At 65.4% G+C, this 16,001-nt stretch carries 13 protein-coding genes and 2 pseudogenes; 9 read left to right on the top strand and 6 right to left on the bottom strand.

The genetic code is table 11. The features are described from left to right. Positions 1 to 13: 13 nt before the first annotated feature. Positions 14 to 1,234, top strand: a complete 1,221-nt coding sequence (locus LRS11_RS19875) for a patatin-like phospholipase family protein (RefSeq protein ID WP_260494574.1) — start codon at positions 14 to 16, stop codon at positions 1,232 to 1,234. Between the two features lie 216 nt (positions 1,235 to 1,450). Here the strand turns inward: LRS11_RS19875 and LRS11_RS19870 are convergent, their stop codons facing one another. The 4 genes and pseudogenes from LRS11_RS19870 to LRS11_RS19855 form a co-directional block, all read right to left on the bottom strand. After that, entirely contained in the window at positions 1,451 to 2,299 is an 849-nt protein-coding gene (locus LRS11_RS19870) for a pirin family protein (protein ID WP_260494573.1), read from the bottom strand. A gap of 102 nt (positions 2,300 to 2,401) precedes the next feature. Further along, positions 2,402 to 3,097: pseudogene (locus tag LRS11_RS19865) on the bottom strand (VacJ family lipoprotein); the annotation flags it as partial. A gap of 73 nt (positions 3,098 to 3,170) precedes the next feature. Then, positions 3,171 to 4,469, bottom strand: coding sequence for a serine/threonine protein kinase (locus LRS11_RS19860; protein WP_260494572.1), 1,299 nt, complete (start codon positions 4,467 to 4,469; stop codon positions 3,171 to 3,173). Positions 4,470 to 4,566: 97 nt separating this feature from the next. Then, on the bottom strand, positions 4,567 to 5,133 hold the full coding sequence (locus LRS11_RS19855) for a hypothetical protein (protein ID WP_260494571.1): 567 nt from the start codon (positions 5,131 to 5,133) through the stop codon (positions 4,567 to 4,569). 403 nt (positions 5,134 to 5,536) lie between these two features. Here LRS11_RS19855 and LRS11_RS19850 point away from each other — a divergent pair, with 403 nt between their 5' ends. Then, positions 5,537 to 5,908, top strand: a complete 372-nt coding sequence (locus tag LRS11_RS19850) for a hypothetical protein (RefSeq protein ID WP_260494570.1) — start codon at positions 5,537 to 5,539, stop codon at positions 5,906 to 5,908. 74 nt (positions 5,909 to 5,982) lie between these two features. After that, positions 5,983 to 6,342: pseudogene (locus LRS11_RS19845) on the top strand (AMP-binding protein); the annotation flags it as partial. On the opposite strand, the gene LRS11_RS19840 reads toward LRS11_RS19845, so the two are convergent. Further along, a complete protein-coding gene (locus tag LRS11_RS19840; protein WP_260494569.1) occupies positions 6,294 to 7,199 on the bottom strand; it encodes a LysR substrate-binding domain-containing protein in 906 nt (301 codons plus the stop codon). The pseudogene LRS11_RS19845 and the gene LRS11_RS19840 sit on opposite strands and share 49 nt — an antisense overlap. A 133-nt stretch (positions 7,200 to 7,332) precedes the next feature. On the opposite strand from LRS11_RS19840, the gene LRS11_RS19835 reads away from it, so the two are divergent. The 6 genes from LRS11_RS19835 to LRS11_RS19810 all read left to right on the top strand — a co-directional run bounded on the left by LRS11_RS19835 (position 7,333) and on the right by LRS11_RS19810 (position 14,299). Continuing rightward, a complete protein-coding gene (locus LRS11_RS19835; protein ID WP_260494568.1) occupies positions 7,333 to 8,385 on the top strand; it encodes an agmatine/peptidylarginine deiminase in 1,053 nt (350 codons plus the stop codon). Then, positions 8,385 to 9,299 carry an N-carbamoylputrescine amidase gene (gene aguB / locus LRS11_RS19830; protein ID WP_260494567.1) on the top strand — a complete coding sequence of 305 codons (915 nt, stop codon included), beginning with the start codon at positions 8,385 to 8,387 and terminating at the stop codon, positions 9,297 to 9,299. Before LRS11_RS19835 ends, aguB begins: the two co-directional genes overlap by 1 nt. Next, positions 9,296 to 10,399, top strand: a complete 1,104-nt coding sequence (locus tag LRS11_RS19825) for an extracellular solute-binding protein (RefSeq protein ID WP_260494566.1) — start codon at positions 9,296 to 9,298, stop codon at positions 10,397 to 10,399. Before aguB ends, LRS11_RS19825 begins: the two co-directional genes overlap by 4 nt. Positions 10,400 to 10,496: 97 nt before the next feature. Further along, complete coding sequence (locus LRS11_RS19820; RefSeq protein ID WP_260494565.1) at positions 10,497 to 11,228, top strand: TorF family putative porin; 732 nt, start codon at positions 10,497 to 10,499, stop codon at positions 11,226 to 11,228. 186 nt (positions 11,229 to 11,414) lie between these two features. Next, positions 11,415 to 12,542, top strand: coding sequence for an agmatine/peptidylarginine deiminase (locus tag LRS11_RS19815; RefSeq protein WP_260494564.1), 1,128 nt, complete (start codon positions 11,415 to 11,417; stop codon positions 12,540 to 12,542). A gap of 98 nt (positions 12,543 to 12,640) precedes the next feature. Continuing rightward, complete coding sequence (locus LRS11_RS19810; RefSeq protein ID WP_260494563.1) at positions 12,641 to 14,299, top strand: amidohydrolase; 1,659 nt, start codon at positions 12,641 to 12,643, stop codon at positions 14,297 to 14,299. Positions 14,300 to 14,471: 172 nt separating this feature from the next. Here LRS11_RS19810 and LRS11_RS19805 read toward each other — a convergent pair whose 3' ends face one another. After that, entirely contained in the window at positions 14,472 to 15,953 is a 1,482-nt protein-coding gene (locus LRS11_RS19805) for a methyl-accepting chemotaxis protein (RefSeq protein ID WP_260494562.1), read from the bottom strand. Positions 15,954 to 16,001 lie beyond the last annotated feature (48 nt).

The raw sequence follows: 16,001 nt of genomic DNA, 5'->3' as shown, positions 1-16,001 counted from the left end.
ACGGGAATTGTCCATGAATCAGGCCGTACATTCCGACACCCCGCTGACAGGGCTGATTCTTTCCGGTGGCGGGGCACGGGCGGCTTATCAGGTGGGCGTGCTCAGCGCGATTGCCGACCTGCTGCCGAATGCGGCGCACAATCCTTTCCCGGTCATCGTCGGCACCTCGGCCGGGGCGATCAACGCGGTCGGCCTGGCCTGCGGGGCGCTGCACTTCACCGAGGCGATCCGCCGCCTGACCCAGGTCTGGCAGAACTTCCACTCCGATCAGGTTTACCGTACCGATTGGCCCGGCGTGTTGCGCCAGGCCAGTCGCTTTATCGGCCACAGTCTGCTGGGCATCGGCGGCGATGTGCCGGTGGCGCTGCTCGACAGCTCGCCGCTGCGCGCCATGCTCGAACGTGAACTGGATTTTTCCGGGATCGCCGCCGCGGTGCGCATGCGTCAGCTGCGTGCGGTGGCGGTGACCGCCTTTGGTTACGAGAGTGGCCAGGCGGTGACCTTCTACCAGGGCCGTGCCGCCATCGATCCCTGGTTCCGCCACCGTCGGGTGGGCGTGCCGACCCGCCTGAGCCTCGATCATCTGCTGGCCAGCGCCTCGATTCCGCTGATCTTCCCGCCGGTGAAGGTCAATCGCGAGTATTTCGGCGATGGTGCGGTGCGCCAGTCGGCGCCGATCAGTCCGGCCCTGCACCTGGGGGCCACGCGCGTACTGGTGGTCGGGGTCAGCGGCAATCCGCTGGGGCGTGGGGCCAACCAGCTGGTGCCGCGGCCGCAGACTGGCAAGCCACCGACCCTGGCACAGATCAGCGGGCATATGCTCAACAGCACCTTTATCGACAGCCTGGAAGGCGATATCGAACTGCTCGAACGACTCAACCACATGAGTCGCCTGGTGCCTTCCGGCCTGCATCCGCGCGGGCTGGGCCTGAAACCGGTGGAGGTGCTGGTGATCGCGCCGAGCCAGCCGCTGGACCAGATTGCTGCCCGCCACCGGCATGAGCTGGCCAAGTCGATGCGCTTCTTCCTGCGCGGTTCCGGGGCGACCAAGGCCAGCGGTGCCGGGGTACTTAGCTACCTGCTGTTCGAGCCCGGCTACTGCAACGAGCTGATCGAACTGGGCTACCAGGACGCCATGGCGCAGAAGGAGGCCCTGGCCAGCTTCCTCGGCCTGGCCGTGGCCGTGCCGGCAGCAAGCATGGCCGATGTGCTGCCGGTGCCGTCGCCGCGCTGAGAGCCTGCCGCGGATCTCTTGATCGTCGGCCATGCTGCGTTGAAATTGGGCTCGGACTGCTCATTTACACCTCGTAAACTCCGCGTCCTCGCCCAATTGATTCGCTGGCGCTTACCCTTCGGGCCAGCCTATGGCTGTTACTCCCGTTGGTCGTTGCGCCTTGCCTGGCTCTAGCTCAAAAGATCCGCGGCAGGCTCTGAGCCTGTCCGACAGGCTTTAGGCTGTCAGCTTATCGTCACGAAAATCCCGCAGGGCCTGCTCGATCTCCTCGCGGCTATTCATCACGAACGGCCCGTACTGCACGATCGGCTCGCCCAGCGGCGTGCCGGCAATCAGCAGTACGCGTGCCCCCGACGCGCTGGCCAGCTCGAGCGCCCCCTGCTCGGACAGGCGCACCAGGCGGCTCTTGCCGATGGCATGGCAGTTGACGCCCAGCTCGCCCTCATACACATACAGCAGTACCCGCTGGCCATCGGCCAGGCGCGGGTCAATCCGCGCGCCCGGCGGCAGCTGCAGGTCGAACAGCTGCGGCAGGGTGTGTGGGCGCTGCACGGCGCCGGTCTGTTGCACCTGGCCGTCGTCGAACTGTCCGGCAATCACCGTGACGGCCACGCCATCCTGGGTGACCAGGCGCGGGATTTCCTCGGGGGCATAGTCGCGGTAGTCGGCGTCGCCGAGCTTGTCCTTGGCCGGCAGGTTGAGCCATAGCTGGAAGCCGCGCATCACGCCGGCCTGCTGCTCGGGCATCTCGCTGTGGATGATGCCGCGCGCGGCGGTCATCCACTGCACGCCGCCGCTTTGCAGCAGGCCGACATTGCCCAGATGGTCTTCGTGGCGCATGCGCCCTTCAAGCATGTAGGTGATGGTTTCGAAGCCACGGTGCGGGTGCGGCGGGAAGCCGGCGATGTAGTCGTCGGGGTTATCCGAGCCGAACTCGTCGAGCATCAGGAACGGATCGAAACGCTCGATGCCGGCCCCGCCGAAGACGCGGGTCAGGCGCACGCCGGCGCCGTCCGCGGTGGCTTGGCCGATATGCTGGGAGAGGACTTGGCGGAACTGGCTCATGGGGCACCTCCGAAGTGGGAATGTGCCCATGCTATGCCTGTCGATTGAATGGATGGTCGCGAAATTCGCGACAATTAAATCGATTTTATTGATGTGTTGCGGTTACTCGGCGATCTGCAGCTTGCGCGCCTCGCGGTAGACGTAGCGGATCTTCTCGTACTCGAACGGCGTATTGAGCTGGCCGTAGCGCAGGTTGGTGGTGTGGCGCAGGTCGACTACCCGCAGGCCGGTGATTTCCGGGTGGTCGCTGCTGACTTCGCTGACATTCAGGTAGTTGATCTGGCTTTCCGTGGCGAAGTCGACCACGCGCCCGCCGGTGTCACGCAAGTTGGAGGGGCCGAGCAGCGGCAGCATCACGTAGGGGCCGTCGGGCACGCCGTAGAAGCCCAGGGTCTGGCCGAAGTCCTCGCTCTGCTTGGGCAGGCCGACATGGCTGGCCGGGTCCCACAGCCCGGCCACGCCGACCGTGGTGTTGAGCAGCAGGCGCCCGGTGGTCTGCAGTGAGCGCTTGCCCTTGAGCTGCAGCAGGCTGTTGAGCAGGTTGGGCACATCGCCCAGGTTGCTGAAGAAGTTGCTCACACCGCTGCGCACCACCCGTGGGGTGACGTAGCGGTAGCCGTCCACCACGGGCAGGAATACCCATTCGTCGAAGCGGTAATTGAAGTGGTAGACCCGGCGATTCCACGACTCCCAGGGGTCGTAGACGTTCAGCGCGCTGAGGGTCGAACGTTCGAACTCACGCTGGTCGAGGCTGGGGTTGAACTGCAGCTGGTCCAGCGGGTTGGTGAAGCCGTCGGCATCGGTTTCAGCCTGGGCGGCAGCGCCAGTCAGCGCCAGGGTGAGCAGCAGGGCCGGTTGTACGAAAGAGTGCTTAGCCACGGAAGAACTCCAGCATGGCGTCGCTGTTGACGCGGTAATTGAGGTTGCCGCAGTGCCCGCCGAGCGGGTAGAGGGTCAGGCGTTCGCCGAAGGTGCGGCGCAGGAAACCGAGATCACCGGGGCCGAGAATGACGTCGTCGGCGTTGTGCATCACCGCCACCTTGCTGCTGCTTTTCAGGTAGTCCTCCAGGGCATACAGGCTGACCTGGTCGATCAGTTGCGGCAGGCTGCCGCCTTCGTTTTTGGCGCGCCAGAAGGGAATCAGCTGTTCGGCCATGTAGCAGTCGAAGTCGCACTGCAGGGCGCGCTTGAAGAAGGGGGTCAGGCTGGTGCGGTCGCTGATCGGATACTGCGGCGGGGTGATCAGGCCACGGCGATTGATCAGGTCCGAGGTGAAGGCGATATCGGCCGAGGAGAAACGGAACGAACTGCCGATCAGCATGGCCAGTTGCTCGTTGCTCAACTGTTCGTCCGACTGCAGGAAATCGCGCAGCATGGCGTCGTTGAGGTCGATACGGCCTTCTTTCTCGAAGTAGCGGGCAAGTTTCTCCAGCACCTGCTCGAAATAGGTGGTGCCGCTGTCGATGCCCTCGACACGGGTCTGGACCAGGCGATCGAGATTGCTCACCGAGGTGTACAGGTTGACCGGTGGGTTGAGCAGCAGCACGCGCTTGAAGTTGAAGCTGCGCATGCGCTCGTCCAGCTCGCTGACGAAGGCCGCCTGCAGCCCGCCCAGGCTGTAGCCGGTGAGGTGGTAGTCGCTGACTTCGAGCTTGGGATGCTGGGCGCGCACCGCCATCATCACCCGGTACAGGTCTTCCGCATCGTCGCGGGAGATACCCGGTGTAGCGCTGCGTGAGGCAGAACTCATGAAGTCGTAGCTGGTCGGCGAGGACAGCTGCACCACGTGGTAGCCGGCGCCATAGAACAGGCGCTTGAGGTCTTCGGTCTTGCCACTGGCATAGTTGGCGCCGGTGCCGGCGATGATGAAGATCAGCGGGGCGCGACCATCCTGGCGGGCCATGCGGTAGCGCAGCTTGGTCACGGGCCAGAAGTTTTCCGGCAACTCGAACTCGCGCTCGGGGCGCAGCTTGAGGTCGTAGTCGGCCTGGTCGATGTCCTCATCGCGAGGCAGCTCGGGGCGCAGGGCCGGCGGCGTGCTGGCGATGGTCGCCTCGAACGGGTTGCTCAGGGGGTAGCCGTAGCTGGCGGCATCGATATCGGCAGCCTGCACTGCAGTAATGGAAAGCAGGTTGCCGAGGAGTACGGCAAGGATGGGCAAGCGCAACATGGCCAAGTCCCTTTGTGGAAGGCGTAGGGGCAGTAGATAGTAGAGGCAGTGAATAGTAGGGGTGGGACAAGCGCAAGGATAAAGAGTGCCATACGCCCTAGTCGAGGCGCGTCAGTTGCTCTACCCAGATCAGTTCACAGGCACCGTCGCCGGTGTCCTCGCGGGTCAGCGAGCTGAGCCAGCGGAAGCCATCGTCGCCGACCACTTCGACCAGCTGGCCGCTGAGGGCAATGCGCTGGCCGGGTTCGATCTCGGCCAGTTGCTCGGCGATTTCCGCGTTGGCCGGAATCATGTGCATGTTGGCGCTATGGGTTTCGATCTCGCGGCGCGGGATGGGGAACTCGTCCACATGCCAGCGATACCAGCGGTTGCCCTGGCTGATCTCGATCCGTTCGAGGATCTGCGGGTCGGCCATCGGGCCCCAGCCCAGCGCCAGGTCGATGGGCGCGACCTTGGCGCCGCGATCGAAGCGGTAGTCCTCGCGGGCCAGCACGCGGGCCTCAAGCTGGAAGGGCTGGAGCGGGGTGATGGTGTGGCCGGGCAGGCGATAGCTGGCCCCGTTCGGCTGGCCGAAATCCGGCGGCGGTGACGGTTGCAGCCAATTCCGGACGAGCCAGAGCGCGGCCAGGATGGCGAGGGCATAGACCAGGCGACGGCTATTCATGCCAAACATTCTAGGGTCTGTTCCCGTTTCGTTCACGGCCGCGACGGAGCCTGTTTTTGCGCGGGGCTAGGCAGCGCCCGCTCCCGGCGGGCTTGCTGCATTCACCACATCCATGTGGATCGCGCGAGACGCGAGGTTTGGTCGTCCAAATGAGCCGTCGAGTAACGACGTCCCGCGCAAAAACAGGCCCGTCCCTTCGGGTTGCGCGCAAAATCGCGCCATGCGTCGTTGCGGGACTTGGCAAGGGAATGACCATTGCCTGCGTCCCACGCCTAGCCTGGCGTGATTTTGCGCAGCAACGCGGTTCGTGAACGAAACGGGAACAGACCCTATAACGCCGTTGTTGCACAAATGAGCAGGCCGATTAAGCTGGGCGCCGTTTTTCGACCACCGGAGTTCGCCCATGTCCCGCCATCTGTCCTTGCTCGTCCTGTTGCTGGTTCTGCCCTTGTGGCTGGCGGCCAGCTACGGCGTACGTTTCGCCCTGATGGAGGACGGCCAGTGGGTCGGCCTGTGCGTCGACGAAGCGGCGCGCTGGGAATGCCAGGCCCGTGCCGGCTTGGGCTGGCTGATCCATTTCCGGGTCATCGCCTGGTCGGCCCTGGCGGTGGCGCTGCTGGCCTTTGTCATCCCGGCCCGTAGTGGTCGAGCCCTGGCGGTGCTGGCCCTGCTACTGGGTTTGCCGGCCCTGGTGCTGTACAGCGCCAGCCTGGCGGTGTTCGCTGTGGTACTGGCGGGGCTGCGCCTGGTGCGCAAGACGCCAGTCAGCAACTGAGACTTTGCCGGACAATCAAGGCGCGCTTCCCCAAACACTTCAACGACGAGCCCATCGTCGAGGTGTCCTGGCGCACCAGCCCGGCGTTATCAGTCAAGCCATTCCTGAGCATCTAGATCGGCACCATCGGCATCCCGGTGCCATCGACCCTGTGCAAGGTCATCGACGCCGCCGGCAACGACCTGCCGCTTGGTGAGCGTGGCGAACTGTGCGCCAAGGGTCTGCAGGTGATGAAGGGTTACTGGCCGCGCCAGGAAACCACTGACGAGATCCTCGATACCGGCGGCTGGCTGAAGACCGGCGACATCGCGATCATCCAGGAAGACGGCTTCATGCGTATCGTCGAGCGCAAGAAGGACATGATTCTGCTGTCTGGCTTCAACGTCTACCCGAACGAGCTGGAAGACGTGCTGGCAACCCTGTCGGGCGTGCTGCTGGCCTGCAGGGCCTGTGCCAGCCAGCTGCTGAAGCTGCGGGTCAGCGGGTCGTTCTCGCTGTCGCGGTGGATCAGCCAGGCCCAGTTGGGGCCGCGCACGCTCTGTTCCACCAGGGGTTGCAACAGGCCGTTGCGCCGCGCCTGGTCAGCCAGCAGCTGGCTGACCAGGGCAATGCCCAGGCCCTGACTGGCCGCATCCAGCAACAGGCCGGGGTCGGAGAAGTTCAGGCCGTGGCTGTGCTGACCGATGGCCGCGCCGCCTTGTACCTGCCAGTGGCTCCAGTCCATTTCCCGCTCACCATGCAGGGTAGTGCGCTCGCTCGCCGCTGTGTCCAGCAGGCGAGGGTGGCAGGCCGGGTAGAGGCGGTCTTCCAGCAGTACGCGGAAGCTGCATTCGGCCTGCGCCGTAAGGTCGTCGCGCACGGCAATGTCGATGGTCTGGGTGGCCATGTCTGGTACTTCATCGCTGGTGAACAGCCACAGGTCGATCTCCGGGTGCAGGTGATGGAATTCGCCCAGGCGCGGCAGCAGCCAGTGGCGGGCGAAGGCTGGCGTGGTGTTGAGCACCAACTGGTTGGGCTTGCGGTACTGCTCCAGGCGGCGGATGCCAACCGCCAGTTGCTGCAGCAGCGACTGGGTGGTGCTGAGCAGGTCATGGCCGGCATCGGTCAGGCTGACGCTACGCCCGCTGCGGAAGAACAGCGGCTGTTCGAGGAAGCCCTCCAGGCTGCGGATCTGCTGGCTGATCGCCGACTGAGTGAGGTGCAGTTCCTCGGCCGCCTTGTGGAAGCTGCCCAGGCGGGCGGCGGCTTCGAAGCCGCGCAGGGCGTTCAGGGGTGGCCAGTGTTTAAGCATTGCTGATAAGTCCTGCTAATCAAAATTACACAAAATCTATCGTTTGTTGCGCCGTTTTTACAGGCCTAGCATGCAAGTCATCACCGCATTCGCGGTTTTCAGTGATAACAAAGACTTAACTGAAGGCACTTGTATGCAGCATAACGCAGTCGCAGAAAACGCTTGGTTCATGCCCGCCGAATGGGCTCCGCACGCCGCTACCTGGATGGTCTGGCCGCACAATCAGCCGTTGTGGGAAGCCGGCTGGGGCGTGACCCTGGCCGAGGTGCAGGTCGACTTCGCCCGCGTGGCCAATGCCATCGCCCGCTTCGAGCCAGTGAAGATGGTGGTCGATCCCTCGGCGGTGTTCCGCGCCCGTGAACTGTGCGGGGCCAACATCGAGCTGATCGAACTGCCAGTCAACGACAGTTGGTGCCGCGACTCCGGACCGAGCTTCGTCTGCCACCCGAAACTGGGCGTGGCCGGGGTCAGCTGGCGCTTCAATGCTTGGGGCGGCAAGTCGACCCATGATCTCGACGAGGGTCTGGCCCGGCGCGTCCTTAATGGTCTGGGTCTGGAGTGCTTCGGCACGCCGCTGAGCAACGAGGGTGGCGCGATCCATGTGGATGGCGACGGCACGCTGATCACCACCGAATCGGTGCTGCTCAACCCCAACCGCAATCCGGGGATGAACAAGGCCGAGATGGAAGAAATCTTCGCTCGCCTGCTCGGGGTGAAGAAGACCATCTGGCTGCCGGGTGATCCGCAGTACGTGACCGGCGACATGACCGACGGCCACGTCGATGGTGTGTGTGCCTTCGCCCACCCTGGCGCGTTGCTGGTGGATGCCACCCGCGACCAGTCCTCGGTGTATGCCGAAGTGGTGCGCGAGAACCGCCGCGCCCTGGAGCTGGCCACCGACGCCCGCGGCCGCCAGTTCGAGATGCTCGAGCTGTTCGAGGCGACCGACGCGGTGGATAGCGAGGCCGAGGTGTTCTGCGCTTCCTACACCAACTTCTACATCTGCAATGGCGCAATCATCATGCCGGCCTACGGCATTGCTGCCGACCAGGAGGCGGCGGCGACTCTGCGCATGGCCTTCCCCGGCCGTGAAGTGGTGCCGGTGCAGATCAACAGCCTGGCTCACGGCGGCGGTGGGGTGCACTGCATTACCCAGCAACAGCCAGCCTGGCCGGTGTGGAGCTGATGAGCATGCTCAAGGTCGCCACCACCCAGTTCGCCTGTAGCTGGAACCTCGACGACAACCTCGACCAGGCCGAGCGTCTGGTGCGCCAGGCTGCGGCCCAGGGTGCCCAACTGATTCTGTTGCAGGAGCTGTTCGCCACCCCGTATTTCTGCATCGAGCAGAACCATAAACACCTGGCGTTGGCCGAGGAGTACGGCCAGAGCCGCGTACTCAAGCGCTTCGCCGCCCTGGCCAAGGAATTGGGCGTAGTGCTGCCGCTGAGCTGGTTCGAGAAGGCCGGCAACGCCTACTTCAACTCGCTGAGCGTGGCCGATGCCGATGGCCGCCTGCTTGGGGTGTACCGCAAGACCCATATCCCCAACGCAATCGGCTACCAGGAGAAGGAATACTTCAGCCCCGGCGACACGGGCTTCCGCGTCTGGGATACCGCCTTCGGCCGCATCGGCGTGGCCATCTGCTGGGACCAGTGGTTCCCGGAAACCGCCCGCTGCCTGGCCCTGCAGGGCGCCGAGGTGCTGTTGTTCCCCACCGCCATCGGCTCCGAGCCGGGCGCCGCGGCGCTGGACTCGCGTGACCACTGGCAGCTCACCCAGCGCGGTCACGCCGCCGCTAACATCATCCCGGTGGTGGCCGCCAACCGTATCGGCCGCGAAATGGCGACCAGCGATCCGGAGTTGCAGATGAGCTTCTACGGCTCGTCCTTCATCACCGACCACAAGGGCAAGCTGCTCGCCGAGGCCGACCGTGACAGCAGCGGCGTGCTGGTGCGCGAGCTGGACCTGGCCACCATGCGTGAGGAACGCCTGACGTGGGGCATCTACCGCGACCGCCGTCCGGAAATGTACGGCCCGCTGCTGGGCCTGGACGGTCGGCACACCCATCTGCACTGGAATGATCGAGGAGTTCGGCTATGAACCGTGGCAAACCGCTGTTGATCGCTTCTCTGAGCCTCGCCCTGGGCTGCACCCAGGCGTTGGCCGAGGACGAAACCAAGACCCTGCGCCTGTTCAACTGGGCCGACTATTTCGCCGAAGACACCCTGGCCAGTTTCACCAAGGAAACCGGCATCCAGGTGATCTACGACGTGATGGACAGCAGCGAGACCCTGGAAGCCAAGTTGATGGCCGGCAATAGTGGCTACGACCTGATCTTCCCCGGCGATACCGTGGCCGAGCGGCTGATGCGCGCCGGCGCGCTGCAGAAGCTGGACAAGTCCAGGTTCGAGCATCTCGACGAGATCGAGCCCGGCCTGCAGCGCCTGCAGACCAAGTATCCCTACTCGCGGCATGCCACTGTGCCCTACACCTGGGGCAGCATCGGCATCACCTACAACGCCGAAGCGATCAACAAACGCCTGCCGGGTGCGCCGGTGAACAGCCTCGACCTGCTGTTCAAGCCGGAGAACGCGGCCAAGTTCGCCGACTGCGGCATCTCCATGATCGACTCGCCGGACGAAGTGCTGGCCGTGGTTCTCAACTACCTCGGCCGTCCGCCGCGCAGCGGCAATCCGGAGGACCTGGATGCCGCCGTGGCGCTGCTGATGGGCATCAAACCCTATATCCGCAAGTTCCAGTCGCAGCCGGTCACCCAATTGGTGAATGGCGACCTGTGCCTGTCGCTCGGCTACAGCGGCGACATGACCCAGGCGCAGCGGGCGGCCGACGAGGCGGGCAAGGCCGTGGACTTCCAGTACCGCATCCCGCGTGAAGGCACCACGGTGTGGATGGACAACATGGCCATCCCGGTGGACGCCAAGCACCCGGAGTACGCCTACGCCTTCATCAACTTCGTCATGCGCGCGCAGAACATGGCGGCGATCAGCAATTTCACCGGTTACCCGACGGCCAGCGCCAAGGCCAAACCGATGGTCGATGCCGACATGCGCAACAACCCGGATATCTACGTGGATGACGCCACCTACGCGCGGCTGATTCCCGGCAAGGACATCCCCCAGCGCGACATGCGCTCGCGCATGCGCGCCTGGACCACTTTCAAGACCGCCAACCACAACTGAGCCGCACCCGCCACTGGCGTCCCGGCCGCGTCGAGCGGCCGGGCGTTGCGGCGTAGCCATGCCCGTTCACCCGAAAACAACAAGAAAGGAACCCCCGATGAAGTACTTGCCCACGGCCGCCCTGGCCACCGTCCTGCTCGCCCCCTGGGGCCTGAGCCAGGCCATCGAACTGAGCCGCGACCTCAGCCTGTACCTGGATGCCGGCGTCTACAGCGACTACCGCACCCGTGGCATCTCGCAGACACAGAACGACCCGGCCCTGCAGGGCTCGGCCACCCTCAGCCACAGCAGCGGCCTGTATGCCGGGGTGTGGAGTTCCAACGTCGACTTCGGCCTGGGCAGCAAGACCCGCCAGGAGATCGATTACTACGCCGGTTACAACTGGCAGATCAACGACGACATCAGCCTCGACACGGCCTACTTCCAGTACGAATACCCACGGCAGAGCGCCCTCAACTACGGCGAGTACTTCAGCCAGCTGAGCGCCTATGGCGCCAAGCTGGGCGCCTACTACTCGGACAACCTCGGCGGCGACCAGAGCTACCTGTACAGCTACGTCGGCTACGGCACCCAGCTGCCGGCGGACGTGACGCTGGACCTGCGCTACGGCCAGGTCGACCTCAAGGACCCACTGCTGCTCGACGGCAGCGGCGACACCCGCGACAGCTACGACGAATGGCAGATCAAGCTGAGCAAGGAACTGCTCGGCCTGAACTGGTCGGCCAGCTACGTCGACACCGACCTCGGCGACAGCGAGTGCAGCAACTACATGGGCTTCGACGACGTCTGCGCGGCGACCCTGGTGTTGGGCGTCAATCGCAGCTTTTAAGTTTTGCTCCCTCTCCCGTTCACGGGAGAGGGCTGGGGAGAGGGGCCTTGGGCCAATTCCCTCTTCCCCGGCTCCTCTCCCACAAGTGGGTGAGGGGCGTTGAGGTTCTACGCACTGCATGCGCGCTGGCAGCCGCTTCACGGGCGCTTGCGCCAGGCCGTATCCACCACAACAGAGGGACACAGCATGTCTACACGTCGTGATTTCATCAAACATCTGAGCCTGGCCGCCGGCCTCGGTGCCGTCGCTTCCCTGGGCCTGGGGCTCAGCGCGCCGCGGGTGCGCGCGGCCCTTGCAGGCAGCTGGTACATGCCTGACGAGCACGCGCCGCAGGAGCGGGTGATACTCGCCTTCGCCGCCTCCAGTTCGGTCTGGGAAGACTGGGCTACGCCAGTCAACAATTGCATCGCCCTGCTGGCCAAGACCATCGCCAAGTACCAGCCGGTGACCGTGTTATGTCGTGCCAACCAGCTGAGCCAGGCCAAGAGCAAGTGCGGCACCACTAATATCAAGTTCATCAGCATGCCGCTGGACGACATCTGGGTGCGCGACTACGGCGGCTGCTTCGTGGTTGATGGGCAGGGTGGGCGTGGCCTGGTCGACTTCAACTTCAATGGCTGGGGCGGCAAGCAGCAGGCCGGTAACGACACCATGGTGGCCGATACGCTGAGCTACGAGCTGGACGCCAGCTATATCTCCAGCCAACTGGTGGGCGAGGGCGGTGGCATCGAGGTCGACGGCCACGGCACGGCGATCATCACCGAGAGCTGCTGGATCAACAGCAACCGCAACCCGGGCATGAGCAAGGCGCAGATCGAGGCAGAGCTGAAGGCCAACCTCGGCCTGCGCAAGATCATCTGGCTGCCGGGCATCAAGGGCAAGGACATCACCGACGCCCACGTGGATTTCTACGCACGCTTCGTCAAACCGGGCGTGGTCATCGCCAACCTGGACAACGACCCCAAGTCCTACGACTACGCGGTGACACGCACCCACCTGAACATCCTCAAGGCCGCCACCGACGCCGACGGGCGCAAGCTGGTGGTGCACACCCTGCCGCCACCCCTGAAGAAACGCAGCAACGTCTACACCCAGAACAATCCGGACTTCGCCCCGGGCTACATCAACTACCTGCCGATCAACGGCGCGGTGATCGTGCCGCAGTTCGGCGACACCGCTGCCGACAAGTTCGCCAAGGACCTGCTGGCCAAGCTGTATCCGGGGCGCGTGGTGGTGCAGGTGAATATCGACCCGATCGCCGGTGGCGGCGGGGGTATCCATTGCGTGACCAAGAACATGCCGCGGCTGGTCTAGCCTTTACGGACTCCATTGAAGGAGCTGACCAACCTCCTTCCTTTACGCCATGCCTGGCTACCCATGCCAGGCATGGTTTTTTGCTTGAGGATCAACCCATGTTCCGCTGTCTGCCGCTCTGCGCGGCACTCCTGGCTCCCCTGGCCCAGGCTGACGAAGCCGTTGCCAGCCTGGTGCTGCACAACGCCCGCATCTACACGGTGAACGCTGCCCAGCCCTGGGCCGAGGCCCTGGCCATCGACGAGGAGGGCACCATCCTCGCCGTCGGCAGCGCGGCCCAGGTCGAGGAATATGCCGATGACCACACCGAGTTCGTCGACCTCGAAGGGCGCCTGGTGCTGCCGGGTTTCCAGGACAGCCACGCACATGTGCTGGACGCCTCGTCCGAGGCCCAGGGCGATTGCCCGCTGGACACCGAGGATGGGGTGGCGCAGTGGCTGGACGCCATCGGCGAGTGCGCCGAGGCGGCGTCGGGCGAGTGGCTGCTGGGCAGCGGCTTCGCCCTGCATACCCTGCTGGAGGCCGGCGGCAGCCTGCGCGCGCTGCTCGACGAGGTGGCGGCGGATCGCCCCATCGCCATCATGGAGGAGACCTCGCATTCCTATTGGCTCAACAGCAAGGCGCTGCAACTGGCCGGCATCGAGGCGGCCAAGGGCAACCCCGAGGGCGGGGTGATCCTGCGCGACCAGCAGGGCAAACCAACCGGCATCGTGCTCGACAACGCCGGCGACCTGGTGATGGACAAAGCCCTGCCGCCCTCCAAGGCGCTGCAGGAGGTGTATTACCAGGCCGTGCTCTACGGCCAGGACGAGCTGGCGCGCAACGGCATCACCTCGGTGGCCGACGCCCGGGTGTTCTGGCGCCGGGGCCATCTCGAAGCCTGGCAGCGCGCCGCTCGCGAGGACCAGCTCAAAGCGCGTACCACCCTCGGCCTGTGGGCCTACCCGCAGCTGGATGACGACGAGCAGCTGGCCGACCTCAAGGCCCTGTACGCCCCCGGCGGCGCCGACAGCCTGCTGCACGTCAGCCAGATCAAGCTGTATGTCGACGGCATCGTGCACAACACCACCGCGCGCCTGCGCCAGCCCTATCAGCACAGCCTGGCCGGCGTCGATCCGCGCGGCCTCTACTACTTCAGCCCCGAGCGCCTGCAGCGCTATGCCCGCGAGCTGTCGGCGGCCGGCTTCGACCTGCATATCCACACTATCGGCGACCAGGCGGTGCGCGATGCCCTGGATGCCATCGCCCAGGCCACACCGGGGCGCCATCGCCTGACCCATGTCGAGCTGGTCGATGCGGCCGACCTGCCACGCTTCCGCCAGCTGGACGTGATCGCCGACTTCCAGCCCAGCCGCTACTTCACCCCGTCCTTCCTCAAGGACAACCAGCCGCTGATCGGCCAGCGCGCCTACCAGATGCTGCCCATGCGCGCGCTGTACGACAGCGGCGCGCGGGTCACCCTGAGTTCCGACTGGGACGTGAACCCGCTGTCGCCGCTGGGCATCATGCAGAACGCCCTGGGCCTGGGCGCGCGCGGCCTGCCCAACCTGGAGGCGGCTATCCGCGCCTACACCCTGGGCGCGGCCTACACCCTGCGCCAGGAACAGGACACCGGCTCGCTGGAAGTGGGCAAGCAGGCCGACCTGCTGGTGCTGGACCGCGACATCTTCAAACTGCCGAGCAACCAGATTGGCCAGGCCAAGGTGCTGTGGACATTGCTGGGCGGCGAAGAGGTTTATCGGGGCAAGGGCTTCTAAACCGCGTCAGGTCACGAGCCCCCCCTGTAGGAACCAGCTTGCTGGCGATGCCCTTGCAGGCCCCTGATCGCCAGCAAGCTGGTTCCTACAAAAGCATACGGCCCCCTCCGTCGTCTGAGCCACTACAGGTGTAGGGCGGGTGCAACCCGTGTACCCAGCGAGTATCCAGCGCCTAACCCAGCTTGAGCCGGCCAATCGCCTGGTTCAGCTCACCCGCCAGCTCCACCAGCTCGGCACTGGTGCTGGCCGAGCCGATGGTCTGCTGCACGGTCTGCTCGGTGACATCGCGGATGCCCACCACCGAGCGGGTCATTTCCTCGGCCACCTGGCTCTGCTGCTCGGCGGCCACGGCGATCTGCGTGTTGCTCTGGCGCATTAGCGCCACGGCCTGGGCGATGGTGGCCAGGGCCTCGCCGGTGGCACCGGCTTCCTCCACGCAGTGGTCGGCCTTGAGCGAACTCTCGCGCATGAAGTCCAGGGCGTCGCGGGTGCCGGCCTGCAGGTTGCCGATCATGCGGGTGATCTCGTCAGTGGAGTCCTGCACGCGCTTGGCCAGGTTGCGTACTTCGTCGGCCACCACGGCGAAACCACGGCCCATGTCGCCGGCGCGTGCCGCCTCGATGGCCGCGTTGAGCGCGAGCAGGTTGGTCTGTTCGGCGATGCTGTGGATCACGTTGACCATGCCGCCGATGGTCTGGCTGTCCTCGGCCAGGCGTTCGACCATCTCGGCGGTCTGCTGCACGCCTTGCGACAGGCTGGCGATGGCCGTGCCGGCGCGGGCCACCACTGCCTGGCCGGCGCCACTGAGGCGATCCGCCTCGGCGGCCTGGTCGCGGGTGTCGGCGGCGTGCTGGGCGATGTGGAACACAGTGGCGGACATCTCGTTGATCGCCGTGGCCGCCTGGTCGGTCTCGCTCTGTTGGCCGAGCATGCCCTGGCGTACCTCGGCCATGCTCCCGGCCAGGCGCTTGGCGCCTTCGTCCAGGCGTGCGGCGGCCTGGGCCACGGTGCCGACCACGCGTTGGTAGCCGCTCTGCATGGCGTTGAAGGCGCCGGCCATCTGCCCGACCTCGTCGAGGCTGTCGCTCGGCGCCCGTGCGGACAGGTCGCCGCTGTGCTCGACATGCAGCATCACGTCCTTCAACTGGTTGAGGTGGCCGAGGATAAAGCGGATCAGCAGTTGCGAGGCGCCGAGCAGCAGGAACATCAGCCCGGCGACTGCCAGGGCATAGCTGCCGGCGCGCAGCTCGAACAGTTGCCACAGGCTCGGTGCCTGGGCCAGCACGGCCAGGCGCTGGCCGGTGCCGACATCCGCCACCCAGGCGCCGACCAGGGGCTGCTCGCCCCACAGACGGTCGCCGTCCAGCTCGACCCAGCCCCGCGCGCCGAGCAGGGCGGTGCTGTCCACGCCAGGCAGGCTCGGCCGGCTGCCGGCCGCGAAGTGCAGCGCATCCTTGGCGGTTGGCGCCGCTGCGCCCGGCCATTGCGCCAACAGCGCGGCGCGGGCCTGGGCGGCTTCGCGAGCAGCGTCGATGCGCCCGGCCTGTTCCTGATGCAGGGCGAACAGCACCAGCAGCAGGGTGGTGGCGAAGGCGACCAGGTTGACCGCCCAGAATTTGTATTTCAGCGAGAGATTGCGGATCAGCGCGCCCATGATGACCTTCTACTGCAGCTTGGCTGGCATTTGGCCATGCAGCTTGCC

It is taken from the genome of Pseudomonas sp. J452 (assembly GCF_024666525.1).
Taxonomy (GTDB): domain Bacteria; phylum Pseudomonadota; class Gammaproteobacteria; order Pseudomonadales; family Pseudomonadaceae; genus Aquipseudomonas.
Note: the sequence above shows the minus strand (reverse complement) of the source record. Positions and strands in the feature narration are given on the sequence as shown.

Bases quoted from the DNA above. Each gene is read 5' to 3' on its own strand.
- LRS11_RS19835 (WP_260494568.1), top strand. From the start codon at position 7,333: ATGCAGCATAACGCAGTCGCAGAAAACGCTTGGTTCATGCCCGCCGAA.
- LRS11_RS19810 (WP_260494563.1), top strand. From the start codon at position 12,641: ATGTTCCGCTGTCTGCCGCTCTGCGCGGCACTCCTGGCTCCCCTGGCC.
- LRS11_RS19820 (WP_260494565.1), top strand. From the start codon at position 10,497: ATGAAGTACTTGCCCACGGCCGCCCTGGCCACCGTCCTGCTCGCCCCC.
- LRS11_RS19840 (WP_260494569.1), bottom strand. From the start codon at position 7,199: ATGCTTAAACACTGGCCACCCCTGAACGCCCTGCGCGGCTTCGAAGCC.
- aguB (WP_260494567.1), top strand. From the start codon at position 8,385: ATGAGCATGCTCAAGGTCGCCACCACCCAGTTCGCCTGTAGCTGGAAC.
- LRS11_RS19805 (WP_260494562.1), bottom strand. From the start codon at position 15,953: ATGGGCGCGCTGATCCGCAATCTCTCGCTGAAATACAAATTCTGGGCG.
- LRS11_RS19825 (WP_260494566.1), top strand. From the start codon at position 9,296: ATGAACCGTGGCAAACCGCTGTTGATCGCTTCTCTGAGCCTCGCCCTG.
- LRS11_RS19875 (WP_260494574.1), top strand. From the start codon at position 14: ATGAATCAGGCCGTACATTCCGACACCCCGCTGACAGGGCTGATTCTT.
- LRS11_RS19870 (WP_260494573.1), bottom strand. From the start codon at position 2,299: ATGAGCCAGTTCCGCCAAGTCCTCTCCCAGCATATCGGCCAAGCCACC.
- LRS11_RS19815 (WP_260494564.1), top strand. From the start codon at position 11,415: ATGTCTACACGTCGTGATTTCATCAAACATCTGAGCCTGGCCGCCGGC.
- LRS11_RS19860 (WP_260494572.1), bottom strand. From the start codon at position 4,469: ATGTTGCGCTTGCCCATCCTTGCCGTACTCCTCGGCAACCTGCTTTCC.
- LRS11_RS19850 (WP_260494570.1), top strand. From the start codon at position 5,537: ATGTCCCGCCATCTGTCCTTGCTCGTCCTGTTGCTGGTTCTGCCCTTG.
- LRS11_RS19855 (WP_260494571.1), bottom strand. From the start codon at position 5,133: ATGAATAGCCGTCGCCTGGTCTATGCCCTCGCCATCCTGGCCGCGCTC.